General features: G+C 65.1%; 14 protein-coding genes and 1 pseudogene. 10 read left to right on the top strand and 5 right to left on the bottom strand.

Translation table 11 applies throughout. From position 1 onward, the window contains the following. Window positions 1–60: 60 nt before the first annotated feature. From J7I89_RS05800 to J7I89_RS05810, 3 genes are read left to right on the top strand one after another with little or no spacing between them, the layout of a single operon-like run. The gene (locus J7I89_RS05800) at window positions 61–1548 is read left to right on the top strand and encodes a sugar ABC transporter ATP-binding protein (protein WP_214968181.1); all 1488 of its coding nucleotides are present in this window, start codon (window positions 61–63) and stop codon (window positions 1546–1548) included. A 60-nt stretch (window positions 1549–1608) separates the two neighbouring features. After that, on the top strand, window positions 1609–2589 hold the full coding sequence (locus J7I89_RS05805; RefSeq protein WP_308159814.1) for a sugar-binding transcriptional regulator: 981 nt from the start codon (window positions 1609–1611) through the stop codon (window positions 2587–2589). A gap of 16 nt (window positions 2590–2605) precedes the next feature. Then, window positions 2606–3376: an SDR family oxidoreductase gene (locus tag J7I89_RS05810; protein WP_214968183.1), complete on the top strand. Its 771-nt coding sequence runs from the start codon at window positions 2606–2608 to the stop codon at window positions 3374–3376. A 32-nt stretch (window positions 3377–3408) separates the two neighbouring features. Here the strand turns inward: J7I89_RS05810 and ribB are convergent. Further along, window positions 3409–4008, bottom strand: a pseudogene (gene ribB / locus J7I89_RS05815) (3,4-dihydroxy-2-butanone-4-phosphate synthase); the annotation flags it as partial. Window positions 4009–4182: 174 nt separating this feature from the next. Here ribB and tkt point away from each other — a divergent pair. From tkt to J7I89_RS05840, 5 genes are all read left to right on the top strand, one after another. Then, window positions 4183–6333 carry a transketolase gene (tkt, locus tag J7I89_RS05820; RefSeq protein WP_251044980.1) on the top strand — a complete coding sequence of 717 codons (2151 nt, stop codon included), beginning with the start codon at window positions 4183–4185 and terminating at the stop codon, window positions 6331–6333. Between the two features lie 31 nt (window positions 6334–6364). After that, window positions 6365–7510 (top strand): transaldolase, encoded by a 1146-nt coding sequence (gene tal / locus J7I89_RS05825; RefSeq protein ID WP_214968186.1) that lies wholly within the window; start codon window positions 6365–6367, stop codon window positions 7508–7510. Further along, complete coding sequence (locus tag J7I89_RS05830) at window positions 7510–7773, top strand: hypothetical protein (RefSeq protein ID WP_214968187.1); 264 nt, start codon at window positions 7510–7512, stop codon at window positions 7771–7773. Before tal ends, J7I89_RS05830 begins: the two co-directional genes overlap by 1 nt. A 92-nt stretch (window positions 7774–7865) precedes the next feature. Further along, on the top strand, window positions 7866–8696 hold the full coding sequence (gene tpiA / locus J7I89_RS05835; protein ID WP_214968189.1) for a triose-phosphate isomerase: 831 nt from the start codon (window positions 7866–7868) through the stop codon (window positions 8694–8696). Window positions 8697–8924: 228 nt separating this feature from the next. After that, window positions 8925–9167 carry a hypothetical protein gene (locus J7I89_RS05840; protein ID WP_214968191.1) on the top strand — a complete coding sequence of 81 codons (243 nt, stop codon included), beginning with the start codon at window positions 8925–8927 and terminating at the stop codon, window positions 9165–9167. Window positions 9168–9789: 622 nt separating this feature from the next. Here J7I89_RS05840 and J7I89_RS05845 read toward each other — a convergent pair. The 4 genes from J7I89_RS05845 to J7I89_RS05860 all read right to left on the bottom strand — a co-directional run bounded on the left by J7I89_RS05845 (window position 9790) and on the right by J7I89_RS05860 (window position 14188). Next, window positions 9790–11058: a low temperature requirement protein A gene (locus J7I89_RS05845; RefSeq protein WP_251044981.1), complete on the bottom strand. Its 1269-nt coding sequence runs from the start codon at window positions 11056–11058 to the stop codon at window positions 9790–9792. 472 nt (window positions 11059–11530) lie between these two features. Further along, window positions 11531–12382 carry an MBL fold metallo-hydrolase gene (locus J7I89_RS05850; RefSeq protein ID WP_214968193.1) on the bottom strand — a complete coding sequence of 284 codons (852 nt, stop codon included), beginning with the start codon at window positions 12380–12382 and terminating at the stop codon, window positions 11531–11533. Between the two features lie 255 nt (window positions 12383–12637). Further along, the gene (locus tag J7I89_RS05855; protein WP_214968194.1) at window positions 12638–13441 is read right to left on the bottom strand and encodes a maleylpyruvate isomerase family mycothiol-dependent enzyme; all 804 of its coding nucleotides are present in this window, start codon (window positions 13439–13441) and stop codon (window positions 12638–12640) included. 156 nt (window positions 13442–13597) lie between these two features. Then, window positions 13598–14188, bottom strand: a complete 591-nt coding sequence (locus J7I89_RS05860; protein WP_214968196.1) for a TetR family transcriptional regulator — start codon at window positions 14186–14188, stop codon at window positions 13598–13600. 72 nt (window positions 14189–14260) lie between these two features. Between J7I89_RS05860 and J7I89_RS05865 the strand changes: the two genes are divergently transcribed. Both J7I89_RS05865 and J7I89_RS05870 read left to right on the top strand, forming a co-directional pair. Further along, window positions 14261–15058 (top strand): SDR family oxidoreductase, encoded by a 798-nt coding sequence (locus J7I89_RS05865; protein ID WP_214968197.1) that lies wholly within the window; start codon window positions 14261–14263, stop codon window positions 15056–15058. Between the two features lie 73 nt (window positions 15059–15131). Continuing rightward, on the top strand, window positions 15132–16571 hold the full coding sequence (locus J7I89_RS05870) for a coniferyl aldehyde dehydrogenase (protein WP_214968199.1): 1440 nt from the start codon (window positions 15132–15134) through the stop codon (window positions 16569–16571). Window positions 16572–16814 lie beyond the last annotated feature (243 nt).

Here is a 16814-nt window from a genome sequence, read left to right on the forward strand (position 1 = left end):
GGTGGTGCCCTCCCCGGGCACCACCCGCCCAGGCCGTTTCTCTAGCCAACGGAGCTCAAAATGCCTATTGCGGACACTCGTGGACTTCGCGTCCGCGGCGCCACCAAAGAATACCCCGGCACCATCGCAGTCCAGGACATCGACCTGGACATCAACCCCGGGGAAGTCGTTGCCCTGCTCGGAGAAAACGGGGCAGGAAAATCCACGCTTTCCAGCATCATCGCCGGAGTCACCCAACCGACAACGGGAACCATGACCTGGAACGGAGAGCCTTACGCTCCGACGTCACCTGGCGATGCCATCGCCTCCGGCATCGGCCTGATTCACCAGGAGATGCGGCTGCTGCCGGACCTGACCGTTGCCGAAAACGTCATGGTGGGCCGATGGCCAATGCGCAGCGGGTTCCTGGATGCGCGCACCATGCGCGAGAAGGCCAAGGACCAGTTAAAGCGTCTCGGCTTCAACGGCGCTATGGACAGCAAAGTCCGGGACCTCAGCGTCGCGGGCCAGCAACAGGTAGAAATCGCCAAAGCGCTCATGCTCGACGCCTCACTGCTCATCCTTGATGAACCCACCGCTGCACTGGGCCAGGCCGAAACTGACGCTCTTTTCGACTGCGTCAGGGCGCTCAAAGCCGAAGGCGTGTCGTTCATCTACGTCAGCCACCGCCTCGCGGAAATAGCTCTGATCGCAGACCGGATCGTTGTCCTCAGGGACGGCAAGAAGATCACCGAACACGCCTCCGGCGAGGTTTCCCCCAACCAGCTGGTGGAAGAAATGGTCGGACGCCCCGTCGATCGGCTCTTTCCCGACGTGCCTCCGCCCACGGACGAAATCGTGCTGGAAGTAAAGGACCTCCACGATAAGGCCGGCGACTTCATGGACGTTTCCTTTACCGTGCGGGCCGGGGAAATCTTCGGCATCGCAGGCATCGTTGGGGCCGGGCGCACCGAACTCGTCCGCGCCATAGCCGGCGCCGAGCACCGTCTGGGAACGGTAGTCATCGATGGAAAAAACCTGAAACCCGACAACCCGATGGCAGCCATCAAAGCAGGCGTCGTACTGATACCAGAGGACCGTAAGCAGCAGGGACTGGTCGTCAGCGACACCATCGAGAACAACATCGCCCTTCCCAATTTGGGGAAGGTCAGCACCTCCGGCTGGATCTCACCGGCCAAGGTGCGCAGCTTTGCCGCGACGGTGGCGAAGGGCATCGGGATGAAGGGGAACGTGGCGCTGCCCGTCTCCTCACTCTCCGGCGGCAACCAGCAGAAAATCGTGATCGGTAAATGGCTTCAACGCGACCCGCGCCTGGTCATCCTGGACGAACCCACGCGTGGTATCGACGTCGGGGCGCGGGCCTCCATTTACGAAGTCGTCGCTGAGCTGGCCCGCAACGGCAACGCCGTCGTCGTCGTCAGCTCCGACCTCGAGGAAGTGCTGGGCCTCGCCCACCGGGTCATGGTCCTCGCCCGCGGACGGAACCAGGGAATCCTGGATGCCTCCGAGGCGACCCCGTCAAAAGTCATGTCACTGGCGACACTCTAAGAGATAAGGAGGAACGTGAAATAATTGGACCCTTGCCTGACGACAACCGAAGGAAACGCCGTGGCCCAGAGAACTAGGACTTTCACTCCCCAGCAACTGGGCCTGATGGTCAAGGCCGCGAGGATGTACCACGAGCAGAACATGAGCCAGGCGGACATTGCTGACAAGCTCAACGTCTCCCAGTCCCGGGTCTCCCGGTGGCTGACCGACGCTGTCCGGGAAGGCATTGTCCGGACCATCGTCGTGGCGCCCGCGGGAACCGAATCAGATCTGGAAGATGCCGTGGCGGCCAAGTACGGCCTGCGGGCAGTGGTCATCGCGGATCTTCAGACTGATGACGAAGGATCCATCATCCGAGGTATCGGCGCGGCAGCCGCAGGTTACCTCGAGGTGACCCTCACCGGCGGCAACAGGGTGGGCCTGTCGTCCTGGTCCTCGACGCTTCTGGCAACGGTGGACGCCATGTCCCCACGGAATGTCAAAACCGCAGAAAGCATCGTCCAGGTCATCGGCGGAGTGGGGAACCCCGAAGTGCAGGTGCGGGCGACGCATCTCGCGGACCGCCTGGCAACCGTCACTAAAGGCACCCCCCGGTACCTGCCGGCGCCTGGCATCGTTTCCAGCCGCGGTGGCCGTGACGCCCTGCTTGAGGACCCCTTCGTCGCTGAAGTTGCCGCCGACTGGGACCGGCTGGACACCCTCCTGGTCGGCATCGGAAGCATCGAACCCTCGCCGCTTCTACGCGAATCAGGCAACTCACTCAACGAATCCAACCTCAAAGCCCTCGCGGCGTCGGGAGCCGTGGGAGATATCTGCCTGAGGTTCTTCGACAGGCACGGCGCACTCGTGGAATCCGGTCTCAACGACAGAGTCCTTGGGATCAGCCCCGAACAGATGCTGAACGTCGATCGGCGCATCGGCATCGCCGGTGGTGCCAGAAAGTATGCAGCGATACGGGCTGCCGTCGAAGGCCACTGGATCAACGTACTCATCACGGACAAGAAAACCGCGCTCAGTCTGGAGTCAGACAAAGCGCCCTAAAACTCTAAGGACAACAATGACTCAGAAACTCAGCTTCGCCCTGGACGGGCGGACAGCCCTCGTGACCGGAGGCGGGTCCGGCATCGGCCAGGCCATTGCATTCGGCATCGCGCACCAAAGCGGCGCCGTCGGGATCGTTGACCTACCCGGAGAAGGGCCGGACGAGACCGTTTACCGCATCAAGGAAGCCGGAGGCCGGGCGATCTTCGTCGCGGCTGACGTAACGAAGGCGGACGAACTTGAAGAAGCAGTCGCCAAAATCGAAGCTGATCTGGGTCCGCTCACCCTGGCGGTCAATTCCGCAGGCATAGCCAATGCAGCACCGGCCGAGGAATTGCCTTTGGCTCAGTGGCAGAAGGTTTATGACATTGATGTCACCGGCGTCTTCCTCAGCTGCCAGGCCGAAGGCCGTGCCATGCTCAGGAACGGCGGCGGATCAATCGTCAACATCGCCTCCATGTCGGGGAGCATCGTCAACAGGGGCCTGCTCCAGGCTCACTACAACAGTGCCAAAGCAGCGGTCATCCATCTAAGTAAGTCCCTCGCGATGGAATGGGCCGAGCGCGGTATCCGCGTCAACGCTCTCAGCCCCGGCTACACCATGACCAAGATGAACTCCCGGCCGGAAATGGTCCACCAGATGGGAATCTTTGCCCAGGAGACGCCGATGAAGCGTATCGCCGATCCGTCGGAAATGGCCGGCCCGGCGGTATTCCTCCTCTCGGACGCAGCGTCCTTCTGTACCGGCATCGACCTCCTCGTCGACGGCGGCTTCTGCGCCCAATAGCAGCAGCCGCCAGCGGCCGCGGTGGATTAGTTCTCCAGCGCAGCCACCAGCTGTGCGATGCTGATAACAGGAATTCCCTTTTCCTGGCCGAGTTCCAGCAGCCCGGGAAGCCTCATCATTTCACCGTCATCGGCAACGACCTCAGCGATGACGCCGACCGGGGTGAGGCCGGCAAGTTTCAGCAGGTCAACGGCGGCCTCGGTGTGGCCGGGCCGCTGCCGCACTCCCCCATCAACGGCACGAAGGGGAAGCACATGCCCCGGACGGATCAGATCGGCAGGCCCGGATGCCGGCTCTGCCAGCACCCGAAGAGTCCGCGCCCTGTCTGTTGCGCTGATGCCGGTCGTGGACTGGCCGGCCGCATCGACGGTGATCGTGTACGCAGTCCGGAGGGAATCCTTGTTGTCCTCGGTCATCAGCGGCAGCTCCAGAGCATCCGCCAATTCGTTGGTCATCGGGGCGCACACGAAGCCGCTGGAAACCCGGATGATCCAAGCCAGCCACTGAGGCGTTGCGTGCTGGGCGGCCATGATGATGTCGCCCTCATTCTCGCGGTCCTCATCGTCGACGGCGATAACAGGCCGTCCTGATTGGAGGGCCGAGACCGCTTCCTGAATGTCAGCAAGTGCCATGTGTTCATCCTATTCGATTGTTCCAAAACTATAAATTCATACTAATGCAGTAGTGAATAGGGATTCACTACTGCATTACGTCACGGACTTCCCCGTCTGCCCGGCTGACCCATCCTCCCAGAAACGTTGGGCCCCGGCCTCATCATCCCGCGTCTACACGAGAGCATGAATCACATGTCAACAGAAAGCGTTCCGGCACCCCAGTCCATTCCGTCCCCCGATCTGTCATGGACCAGTTTGGACCAGCGGGCGGTTGACACCGTACGTGTCTTGGCCGCCGACGCCGTCGAGAAGGTGGGCAATGGCCACCCCGGCACCGCAATGAGCCTGGCTCCGGCCGCTTACCTTCTCTTTCAGAAGATGATGCGCCACGACCCCAAGAACCCGGACTGGATCGGGCGGGACCGGTTCGTCCTGTCTCCCGGCCACACGTCCCTGACGCTGTACATCCAGCTGTTCCTCTCCGGCTACGGCCTGGAACTGAAGGACCTTCAGGCGCTGCGTACCTGGGGTTCGCTGACGCCCGGCCACCCGGAGTACAAGCACACCGCCGGCGTGGAAATCACCACCGGCCCGCTGGGCCAGGGCCTGGCCTCCTCGGTGGGCTTCGCCTACTCCCAGCGCCGGATGCGCGGCCTGTTCGACGCCGATGCTCCGGCTGGCGAAAGCCCGTTCGACCACACCATCTGGGTCATCGCCTCCGACGGCGACCTGCAGGAAGGTGTCACCTCCGAGGCTTCCTCCCTCGCCGGGCACCAGGAACTGGGCAACCTCGTTGTCATCTACGACGAGAACCACATCTCCATCGAAGACGACACCGACATCGCCTTCACCGAAGACGTTCTCAAGCGCTACGAGGCCTACGGCTGGCACGTCCAGCGCGTGGACTGGACCAAGACCGGCGAGTACAAGGAAGACGTCCAGGAGCTGCACTCCGCACTCGTGGCTGCCAAGGCGGAGACGTCCAAGCCTTCCATCGTCTCGCTGCGCACCATCATCGGCTACCCGGCACCGAAGAAGCAGAACACCGGCAAGATCCACGGTTCCGCCCTGGGTTCCGAAGAAGTGGCTGCCCTGAAGGAAGTCCTCGGCTTCGACCCCGAGAAGTCCTTCGACGTGGACGAGGCCGTGCTGGCCCATGCCCGCGCCGTCGTGGACCGCGGTGCCCACGCACGCAAGGAATGGGAAGAGTCCTTCGGCGCCTGGCAGTCCGCCAACCCGGAAGCCGCCGCCCTCCTGGAGCGCATGGAAGCACGGAAGCTTCCGACCGAACTTGACGCAGCCCTGCCGGTCTTCCCGGCCGGCAAGGACGTTTCCACCCGCGCAGCCTCCGGCAAGGTCCTGAACGCGATCGGTCCGGTCATGCCGGAACTGTGGGGCGGCTCAGCCGACCTCGCAGAGTCGAACAACACCACGATCGAGGGCTCGCCGTCGTTCGTTCCCGCGTCCAAGCAGACCGATGCCTGGTCCGGAAACCCGTACGGCCGCGTCCTGCACTTTGGCATCCGCGAGCACGCTGCCGCCTCGATTGTCAACGGCATCGCCCTGCACGGCAAGACCCGGGCGTTCTCCGGGACGTTCCTGATCTTCTCCGACTACCAGCGCCCCGCCATCCGCCTCGGCGCGCTCATGGGCGTGCCGTCGCTGTACGTCTGGACGCACGACTCCATCGGCCTGGGCGAAGACGGCCCGACCCACCAGCCAGTGGAACAGCTGGCCTCCCTGCGCGCCATTCCGGGCCTGGACGTTGTCCGTCCCGGTGACGCCAACGAGGTTTCTGCGGCATGGAAGTCCATGCTGGAGAACCACGAGAACCCGGCCGGCATCGTCCTCACCCGCCAGAACATCCCCACCTACGAGCGGGGCCAGGGCGACGCCGAGGGCGACACCTTCGGCTCCATCGCCGGCGTTGCCAAGGGCGGTTACGTCCTGGCCGAAGCCTCCAAGGACGGACAGACAGTTGACGCGCAGGTCATCCTGATCGGCACCGGCTCGGAAGTCCAGCTCGCCGTCCAGGCCCGCGAGGCGCTCCAGGCCGAGGGCATCGCCACCCGCGTGGTTTCCATGCCGTGCGTTGAGTGGTTCAACAAGCAGGACGCTGCCTACCGCGAGGCAGTCCTGCCCGCAGCGGTCAAGGCGCGTGTGTCGGTGGAAGCCGGCCTGGCCCTTGGCTGGAAGGAATTCGTCGGCGACGCCGGACGCTCCATCAGCCTCGAGCACTTCGGCGCCTCGGCAGACTACAAGCGCCTCTTCCAGGAATTCGGCATCACGGCAGAGGCTGTCGCCGCCGCCGCCAAGGATTCCATCGCCGAACTCCAGTCCTGACAGCACCCCACAGTTTCAAGGAGATAAGAAAATGACTACAACTCCCACTCAGCAGCTCTCCGACGCCGGCGTTTCCATCTGGCTCGATGACCTCTCCCGCGGCCGCCTCAAGACCGGCACCCTGCAGAAGCTGCTTGAAGAGAAGAACGTTGTGGGTGTCACCACGAACCCCAGCATCTTCCACGCCGCCATCACCGCCGGCACCGACTACGACGCCACGATCGCCAAGCAGGCCGCGGCCGGTGCCAGCATCGAAGAGACCATCTTCGAAATCACCACCACGGACGTCGCTGACGCCTGCGACCTGTTCGCGCCGGTTGCCGCGGCGACCAATGGTGTGGACGGACGCGTTTCCATCGAGGTGGACCCCCGCCTGGCCTGGGACACCGCGGGCACGATCGCCGAGGCGAAGCACCTGTACAAGAAGGTCAACAAGGACAACGTCCACATCAAGATCCCGGCCACCCTTGAAGGCCTGGAGGCCATCACGGCCACCCTGGCCGAGGGCATCAGCGTCAACGTGACCCTGATCTTCTCGCTGGAGCGCTACCGCGCGGTCATCAACGCCTTCCAGTCTGGCCTCGAGCAGGCCAAGGACAACGGCCACGACCTCTCCAAGATCCACTCCGTGGCCTCGTTCTTCGTCTCCCGCGTGGACTCGGAAATCGACAAGCGCCTTGACGCGATCGGCACCGACGAAGCCAAGGCCCTCAAGGGGAAGGCCGGCGTTGCCAACGCCCGCCTCGCCTACCAGGTCTACGAAGAGCAGTTCTCCACCGAGCGCTGGGCCGTGCTGGCAGAAGCCGGCGCCCTGCCGCAGCGTCCGCTGTGGGCCTCCACCGGCGTGAAGGACCCGGCTTACCCGGACACCCTCTATGTCACGGAGCTCGTGGCCCAAGGTGTTGTGAACACCATGCCGGAGAAGACCCTGGACGCCACGTTCGACCACGGCGTGGTCACCGGCGACACCGTCACCGGAACCTACGCCGAAGCCAACGACACCCTGAACGCCCTGGAGGCCCTGGGCGTCTCCTACAACGAGGTTGTGGCTCTGCTCGAATCCGAAGGCCTGGACAAGTTTGTTGCCAGCTGGAAGGAACTGCTGGCCGACGTTGAGGGCGCCCTCGCCACCGCACGGAGCCACGGAGCCTCCTCAGCACCGCGGGACACGCCGTAATGGTGCGCTCAACCAGACATACGGGGAGCGGCGACACCCGGCTTCCGGCACCGCAGGACTGGACCTCGCTCCAACCGGGAGACCTCGTCGAGGTAATCGAACCCGGCGGATACTCCTATGAGGCGCGGATCGAGACTAAAACCGAGCAAGCGGACATCCTCTGGATCAGAGCCTACGGTCTGGGCACGCGGCACCTCCTGCACAATCAGGACGGGACCCGGCTCCAGGCCGGCACACCACCTGACCAGCCACAGAACCCGTAACCCGCCGGCATTACCGGGTGCCCGGAGACCCCTTCCTGGCCCCGCGGAATGCCGCGCCCGCAAGCCATCGCACCAACCATTTGGAGAAACACATGAACACGTCTGACAACAGCAGCTATAACCGGACGCCCCTTATCGCCGGTAACTGGAAGATGAACATGGACCACGTCCAGGGCAGCAGCCTGCTGCAACAACTGGCCGAGGCCCTTTATGAGGCAAAGCACGACTATGAGGCAAAGCACGACTATGCCCGGGTGGAGGTTGCCGTCTTTCCGCCCTTCACGACTCTTAGCGCCGTGCAAACCCTGATCCAGGACGATGGCCTGGGCCTGGTCAGCGGAGGCCAGGACCTTTCCCCGTTCGACTCGGGCGCCTACACAGGCGACGTCAGCGGTCAGTTTCTGGCCAGGCTCGGCTGCAAGTATGTGCTCGTCGGCCACAGCGAACGCCGCACGATCCACGGCGAAACCGACGCAACCGTGAACGCCAAGGTCAAGGCAGCCTACCGCCAGGCACTCACACCGGTGCTGTGCGTCGGCGAGGGCCTGGACATCCGCCAGGCCGGCACACACGTCCAGCACACACTGGCCCAGCTGCGCGCCGGCGTCGACGGACTCACCTCAGACCAGGCTGCCGCGCTAGTAGTCGCGTACGAGCCCGTGTGGGCCATCGGCACCGGAGAGGTTGCCGGACCCGAAGATGCACAGGAAATGTGTGGCGCGATCCGCGCCGAACTGGCCGGCCTGTTCGACGCGGACGTCGCCCCCAAGACCCGGCTGCTCTACGGCGGCTCCGTGAAGGCCGGCAACGCACCAGCCATGCTGCACGAGACCGACGTCGACGGCGTGCTGGTCGGCGGCGCGAGCCTTGATGCGGCTGAATTTGCCAAGATTGCGGGCTTCGAGCGCCAGCTGGCGGGCTGAGCCAGCCACGTTCCGTTCACGACCTCGTCGCGAATCGGGGCCAGCGCCTTGTTGAGGAGCCTCTCGCCCTCGCCCAGCCGTACATCGCAGCGGCGTCGAAGAACGTGACGCCGAACGGAGCACATCCCCGAGCTGTCGGCTGTCATCGTCGGCGACATCGCCTACAACGACGTACACCCGCCCCTTGTAGAAAGCACGCACGAGACCCGCCAGGGCTGGATCGACACGATGGTCAAGATTCAGGAACTCAAGCCGGAGATCGTGGTGGCCGCCCATCGCCGCGCCGACGCCGCGGACACCGGACAGGCGCTGGCTGAGACCATCGCTTACGTCAGGGAGGCCGACGACCTCCTGGCCACCGATCCGACCGCCGAGGAGTTCATCGGCCACATGCTGGCGGCCCACCCCCACCGGCTCAACGTCAGCACACTGCACTACGGCACCGCCTTGATGGGACTCCGGACGGCTTAGCGGGTTCTCGCTCCGCTGAGCACGCGGGGGCCGGTATCCGTCACCAAACGGAATGCCGGCCCCTCCGAGCCGGCCCGGGACCACCGCTCTCGACACCGCCCTGGATCCCGCCAGGGCCCCTGGATCGGACGGACTGGCGACCTATGGCGCGGCGGTCTCCGCCTTTACATTTCCACCCCTGGTTGCAATGGAGGAGCGGAGCACCACCTGTCCTGAGCCGATGATCGCCCACAGGGCGGGAACTGCGAGTGGAGCCAGAGCGGATGCCGCGTCGAAGGAGCTGAAGACCTTCATAGTGCTGAAGGTGGCCCCGGCGGGAGGATCGCCGAGGTTGCCTACGCCCAGGATGGGAGGACGTCGATCCCAATGCTCGTGCCACCCGCGGCGTTGCCGATACTCGTCAGGATCAGCACGGCAAGGCTGATGCCCGCAAGCCATTTCATACGTTGTGCTGTTGCATGGACGTCGGCTGGTTGCCGTCTCCCTTTAGATGATGTTGACGGTATCGAGGGTAAAGCCCGGCGAGCTCGGTGCCGCCCGCGACTTCGACGTCGGCGTCGCGCCACGAGGAGCATTCCTCGAGCAGCAGAAGGTTCCACGTCTGGAGGACCTTGGGAGCGAGCTACGAACGGGACGCCAGTTCACGAAGCGCGGGCTGCTGATGGCGCCAGCCGGAAGTCTCATACCCGATCACGGAAATGACGGGGGCGACCGACACCAGCAACAAGGTCACCCCGATCGGAACACCGATAGCCGCCACAATGACGGCAAGGACCAGAACGGCCGCCGTCGCGGCGAAGAGCCAGTCATGCAGGCGGTCAAACTTGCGCTGCACGAAGGCATAGACGCCCATGACGGTCAGGCAGAAGCCAGCCACGGGGACGATGACGGCGAGCGTGGCCCCGAACGTACCAAATTCAACCTCCCCCTCAATGGCATAAGCGGCGATATGGAGCCCCGCCCCCGTTGCGACGATGCCGGCATAAAGCGCGAAGTGCAGGTAGATGAACGGCTGAAAAGTCGCACGGGACCGCGACAGCACCCAGGCGTACGGCACCATGAAGTACATCCACCAGAGGCCGAAGGTGAGCCCGACACCCGCAATCACCACGATGACAGCGTCAGCGCTCCAGCCGGTTCGCTCCACCAGCGCCGAGACCGAGGCGACGGTGCCAAAGACTCCTTCCCCTAATGCGATGATGGCGAGCAGACCGAACCGCTCAGCGATGTGACGAGGATTCCAGCCGAGCTCCCCGCTGAACCGCTCCGCCACCCGAGCTCCCGAGATCTCCACCAAGAAAAGAACAGCCGCTACCCCAAAAAACCAGGGAACCGACGGCATGACAATCGCAACGAACAACCAGCCGCCCCCGGAGACAACGACGAGCCCACCATGTTGCGCAGCGGACCGCCGCTGCTCGCGATCCTGCGCAGCCGCGCGAATCCACTGCAACACCGTCGTGGCGCGCATGACGATATAGCCGGCCACCATCACTCGCGCATCAACGGGACCGCCGTGCTCGAGCGAGTGGAACAGGTCCGGCAGGCCGAGGGCAAGGATCACCACGCCGACCATCTGAATCATCGTCGCCGCGCGATAGGCCCAATCATCGATCCCGAAAGCAGAGCTGAACCAGGTGAAACTCACCCACACCGAGGCGATCGCGAGAATTGCAAAAGAGAATCCGCTCACACCCACCGCCACGTGACCGGCCACCACCTGGTGCGTCAACTGATCGGCAGCCTGGCCGAAGGCGACGACAAAGGCGAGATCGAACAGCAGCTCGAGCGGGGTCGCCGCGCGTTCGCGATCGTCGGGATCGCGCCGGCGCATGGCAGCGAACCCACGCGAGCCAATCATCCACGCTGAGGGGTCGTCGTGTACGCTCATGGATCCTCCGAAGTTGTTCGCGGTGAAAAAGGGAGTATGGGTCGAGCCAATAACAGAGGTGCGACACCCGCAAGTGACGCGCAGCACGCGGGGCATCCCTCGACAAACACCCACCAATAATTGAGGCGGGACCACAGCATTTATGGGCGTAAATAAAGGTATTGGTCATTCATGGTCCAGAGAATGAACGTCGGCTGGCCGGCGTCGGACCCCTACGAAACGGGATAGATCCTTGCAGCGGGTCGCAGGTTCAACTGCGGCAGGCCGACGATGTTTGTACAGTTCAGAGGCCATTTCCGGAATCGGGAGATGGCCTCGTTCGTGTAGCCGAGCCTGTTCGCACCTGGTAGGGGGCGCTGGACGAACAGTCTGCCCTTACGCCCTATCCGGGGCTGCTGGAGCTGCTGCGCCTACACCTGCGTGAATGGCAGTGTGCGCCGCGCTCTTGGCGCCGCGTCGCGGCGGCCGGTCCTTACCTGAGTCCGAGCATTGCAGCGCTGTAGAGCAGGGTGGTGACGTTGAGTCGAGTGGGATGCCCCGCGAGCATCTGCTCGATGAACTGTGCCGCACCCGGCGCCTCACCCAGGACCCGATTGGCATCCTCGAGGTAGGAGATGGTGTCCGCGAGGACCCGAGCGTCGTTCACAGCATCTTCGCGACGGTGCGCGGCCACGACGATCTCCGGCTTCAGTGCCTGGATCTCGGTGAGGGTGTCGATCCAGGCCTGCCGCGTCTGATGGTCGCTGTTGACGAGCGTGGGGTGCACGTCGTTGTAGGCGATGTCGCCGACGATGACCGCCCTGAGGTCGGGCACGTACAGGTACGAGGAGTGGCTGATGTCCGACCGGCCAGCCGGCACCGCGATGAGCTCGTGCCCCTCGAGCTCGAACCGGTTGCCTCCGAGGGCTTCCGGCACCACGACGATCGAGCCGATCTCGTCGGCGAAGAGCGGCGCGTACTGAGCCCGGTCGTGCCCGGACTCAAGCTCGGCCTCGATGAGGCGCACCGTCGCCTCGGTCGCCACGACTCGAACGTTCGGGAACCGCTCGAGCAGCGTGGACGTCCCGAGGAAGTGGTCGAGGTGACCGTGCGTGATGTAGATGGCGGTGAGGACTTTGCCGCTGGCTTCGATCCAGTCGGCCAACCTCACTGAGTCCTCCAGGGTCGGCACCGTGTCGACCAGGATGGCCTCGCGTTCCCCGGCGATCAGCGTCACCGAGGTCGGGGGCCATGTCCAGCCGCCCTCCGGCGCCGCCACGTCCAGGGGAAGATTGAGGGGACGTGATGGTGCGGTGAAGTTACTCAAGGTCAGTTGGGTCCTCATGGTGGTGCTCCTGTCGGTTGGTGGTGCGAGGTCAAGTCCTTCTTGACCGGTGGGCAAAAAACGTGGGTACGCGTTCCCGCTTGGCGCCTTCGCGTCGAGCCCGGGGTTGATGTCGCCGTTCCCCTGTCCGCGCTCGATCAGTTCCTGGAATGCCCCCTCGGTGCGGGCCAGCGCTGCTCTCGTTGAGCCCCCCGGCGCCGGCGAAGTCGAAGTCAAGCGTGGCCGCCGTGGTCGCAGACGACGCCGACCGCACCGTCAGATGACGTTGACGGTGTCGAGGTAGCGCGCGGCGAGTTCGGTGTCGCCGGTCATCTCGACGTCGGCGTCGCGCCACGAGGAGCGCTGTGTTCCCCAGTCGGGGAACGTGATGGCGGGGGCGGTGACGCGGGCCGCCGGGGTGCGGGTGCCTGGCGTGGCGAGGCCGTCGGCGTCGATCCACCAGGTGCCGCCGCCGGGGCCGGTGAGTGTTAGGGTCAGTCCGGCGTCGATTCCGGGTGCCGGGGACTTCCCGGTTTGGTTGCTGAGTACCGCGGTCATCCAGTCGAGCACGGCGAGCATCCGGTTCGCGTCCGTCGGTGGCGTCGGCAGCCCGAGGGCGGGGGCCATGTCGTGGCGGAGGTGGGTGTGCAGGTCGAACACGAGGGCGCCGCCCACGAGCAGCGCCATCGGGAACTTTCCGAGCTCGTTGAGCTGCATGGGCACCGCCCGTAGCGGGGTGCGCCGAACGAAGGCGAGCATGCGGGCCGACGTGCGGGTGGCGGTCTCGAACTCGGCCATGACCTGCTGTCGGCTCCAGGCGCGGCGCACCTCCACGGGGCCTTCATTGACGGCCTCGAGGCTCGGCTGGCGGGCGGCCTGCAGGCCGGCGGGGCTGTACATGTTGTGGGCGGTGGAGCCGATGTGGCCGACCATGTCGGCGATGCTCCAGCCGGCCGCCTTGCTGGGCGCGTTCCACTGGGAGGTGGTGAGGGAGTTCGCGAACTCGAGCATCACGGTGCTCTCGGTGCGGAACGCGGCGTGGAGGTTCTTCAGGTCGGGGGCGGGGAGGCGGTTGGCCATGTCGAATCTGCTTTCGTGGGATGTTCGGGGAAGGCGTGTGGCTCTCGGGGGTGTGAGGGGCGCAGAGGCGCGCCAAAGGCAGCGGGCGGTGCCGCGGGACGTGGATCGTGAAGCGTGAAGCGTTGAGCGGGAAGGGGCAGGGGCAGCCCGCCGGCGTCAGTTCGAGGTGCGGATGGCTGCCACCGCCGTGTCATAGAGATCAAACAGCGGCGTCGAACCCCGCAGCCGCAGCACCTCCTCGGTGGCGGCCTGCAGGCAGGTGATCGCCGCGCCGACAATGGCTCTGGCCTCAAAGGCCCGCGCATCGGACGCGGGCAGGCGCGGGTCGATCAGGGGGGCGAGCAGGTCGGTCCACCTCGCCTGCTTCTCGGCATGGCCGGCCCGCAGTGAGTCGTTGTCGAACAGCATCGAGACGATCCCGAGGCGGTTCTCGGGGCTGACCTCGATCTCGTCGAGCACCTCGAACGCATGCCGCAACGACACCCAGACCCCTTCACCTGCCGGCCGGGCGGCGAGTCGCGCCGCGATGACCTCACCCTGCTCGGACAGGCCGCTCAGGGCCAGGTCTTCTTTCGTGCGGAAGTAGTTGAACAGGGTGCGGCGCGAGACTCCGGCCGCTGCGGCGACCTCGTCGACGGTGGTCTCGTCGAAGCCCTTCTCGGCGAAGAGCTGCATCGCCGTCTGTGCCAGAAGCGAACGCACCACGGCTCGGGTCTGCAAGCGGATGGTGGAGGGAGTCGGTGCCATGCACTCACAGTACCGTAATGCAGCTTGAGAAGCAACTTGCACTCGATGCACAACTATGCGTAGAGTGTGTACATGAACGGAATCGACTACACCACACAGACCATCATCGTCACCGGAGCCAGCTCCGGCCTGGGCGCCGAGTTCGCCCGCCAACTCGCCGCCCGAGGCGCGAACCTCGTTCTCGTTGCCCGCCGCGAAGACCGCCTGAAAGCCCTCGCCGAAGAGCTGACCCGCCGGGACGGGGTGAGCGTCACCACCATCGCCCGCGAACTGGACCGGCCCGATGCCGGGCGCATGCTCCGAAAGGAGCTCGAGTCGCGGGGCATCTTCGCCACCGGCCTCGTCAACAACGCCGGCTTCGGCACGCACAACCCGTTCGGCGAGGAGGACCCCGAACGGCTGCAGCAGCTCATCACGCTGAACATCGGCGCCCTGGTCGACCTCAGCCACGCCTACTTCGACGTCTTCGCGAAGCAGAAGACGAGCATCCTGATCAATGTCGCGAGCCTGCTCGGCTTCATGCCAACCCCCTACCTCAGCGTCTACGGCGCCTCGAAGGCGTTCGTGCTGAGCTTCACCGAATCCCTCTGGGAAGAGGCCCGCGGAACGGGCCTGCGCGTACTCGCCATCTCCCCCGGCGCCATGGCGACCGAGTTCTTCGACGCCGCCGGCAGCCAGGCCGCCGACTACGGCACCCGCCGCGCCCGCCCCGAAGACGTCGTGAAAACCGCGATCGCCACCGTCGACAAGACCTCGCACCGCCCCTCGGTCATCACCAACGGACGACCCCTCGCCATCGCCGCGCGCTTCCTCCCGCGCCGCGCGATCGTGCACTTCATGGGCGCCACCATCCGCCGCAGCAACCGCTGAGCCGACTCCGATCCACCGACCGCCTGCCCGCGTGGCCGCGCATCCACTCAGCAAACCAGTAGGGAGCATCATCGTGACCATCACCACCCACGAACCGGCCGCGAGGGCGGGACTCTCCGACAAGGAGCGCTTCGGCGCCCTCCTCGCCGCCCAGCGATCCGCCCAGCTCCGCGACGGTGCGCCGTCGCTCGAGAAGCGGCGACGCGATCTGCGCGCCTTTAGGGCGGCGCTGATCAGCCGGCGCCGCGCCATCGAAGAGGCGATCAACACCGACTTCGGCAACCGCTCGCGCCACGAGACCGCGATGATGGAGGTGCTGGGCGTCGTTCAGGGCATCGACTACCTCGACCGCAACCTGCGCTCGTTCATGCGCCCTGCCCGCCGCCGGATCACGCTGACCCTGCGGAACGGCAGCAATCACATCGAGTACCAGCCCCTCGGGGTCATCGGCGTGATCTCACCGTGGAACTATCCGGTGAATCTCTCCCTGATGCCCGTGGTCACGGCCATCGCCGCCGGCAACCGGGTGATGCTCAAACCGTCGAAGTACACCCCGGCCACGAACGCCCTGCTCACCGCCATGATCGCCGAGCTCTACCCCGAGGAGCAGGTCACCGTCGTCAGCGGCGACGGCAGCGCCTTCTCGTCGCTCGCCTTCGACCACCTCGTCTTCACCGGCAGCAGCGCGGTCGGCCGCGCCGTCATGAAAGCGGCGAGCGAGAACCTCGTACCGGTCACCCTCGAGCTCGGCGGCAAGTCGCCGACCATCGTCGCCCCGGGCCGGGTCACCGACAAGACGGTCGAGTCGATCGTCTTCGGCAAGCTGCTCAGCGGCGGCCAGACCTGCATCGCGCCCGACTACGCCCTCGTGCACGAGAACGAGGTCGACGCCTTCGTCGAGCGCTACGACGCCCTGGTCAAGGCCGCGTACCCCGGCGGCCCCACGAGCGTCGACTACACCTCGATCGTGAACGAGCAGCAGTACGACATCCTGGTCGAGCTGATCGCGGATGCCCGGGCCCACGGCGCGACCATCATCGAGGTGGGTCACCGGCCGCAGGATGCGGCACTCCGACCGCACACCTTCGCGCCCACCGTGGTGTTGGGCGTGACCGACGAGATGCGCATCGCACACGAGGAGATCTTTGGCCCGATCCTGCCGATCTTCCCGTACGGCACGATCAACGATGCGATCGAGTACGTGAACGAGCGGCCGCGGCCGCTCGCCCTCTACTACTTCGGCGCCGACGACGCCAACCGCCGCCAAGTGCTCGACCGCACGACCTCGGGCAACGTGACCGTGAACGGCACGATCATGCACGTCGGCCAGGACGACCTCCCCTTCGGTGGCGTCGGCGAGAGCGGCATGGGCAAATACCACGGCATCGAGGGGTTCCGCACCCTCAGCCATCCCAAGGGCATCTATACACAGGGCCGGTGGAACGCCGCCGACCTGCTGCACGCGCCCTTTGGCAAGCGCGCCGAGCGCCTCCTGGGGTTCTTCCTGCGCTGAGCACCGCGGCGAGACCGTTCCCGGACGCGATCACGTCCAGGACCATCATTTCCACCCAGCCCCGAATGGAGCACATCATGAGCACGTCCAGCACTGTCATCCTTGATCGTCCGAGCCCGAAGGTCGTGACGATCACCTTCCACAATCCGCCAGCCAACGTCGTGGCCGCCGAGACCGCTGTCCGGCTTCACGAGATCGTCACGGACCTCGAGAATGACTCGGACGTCCAGGTCGTCCTCTTCA

It is taken from the genome of Arthrobacter sp. ISL-5 (assembly GCF_018613835.1).
Classification (GTDB): domain Bacteria; phylum Actinomycetota; class Actinomycetes; order Actinomycetales; family Micrococcaceae; genus Arthrobacter.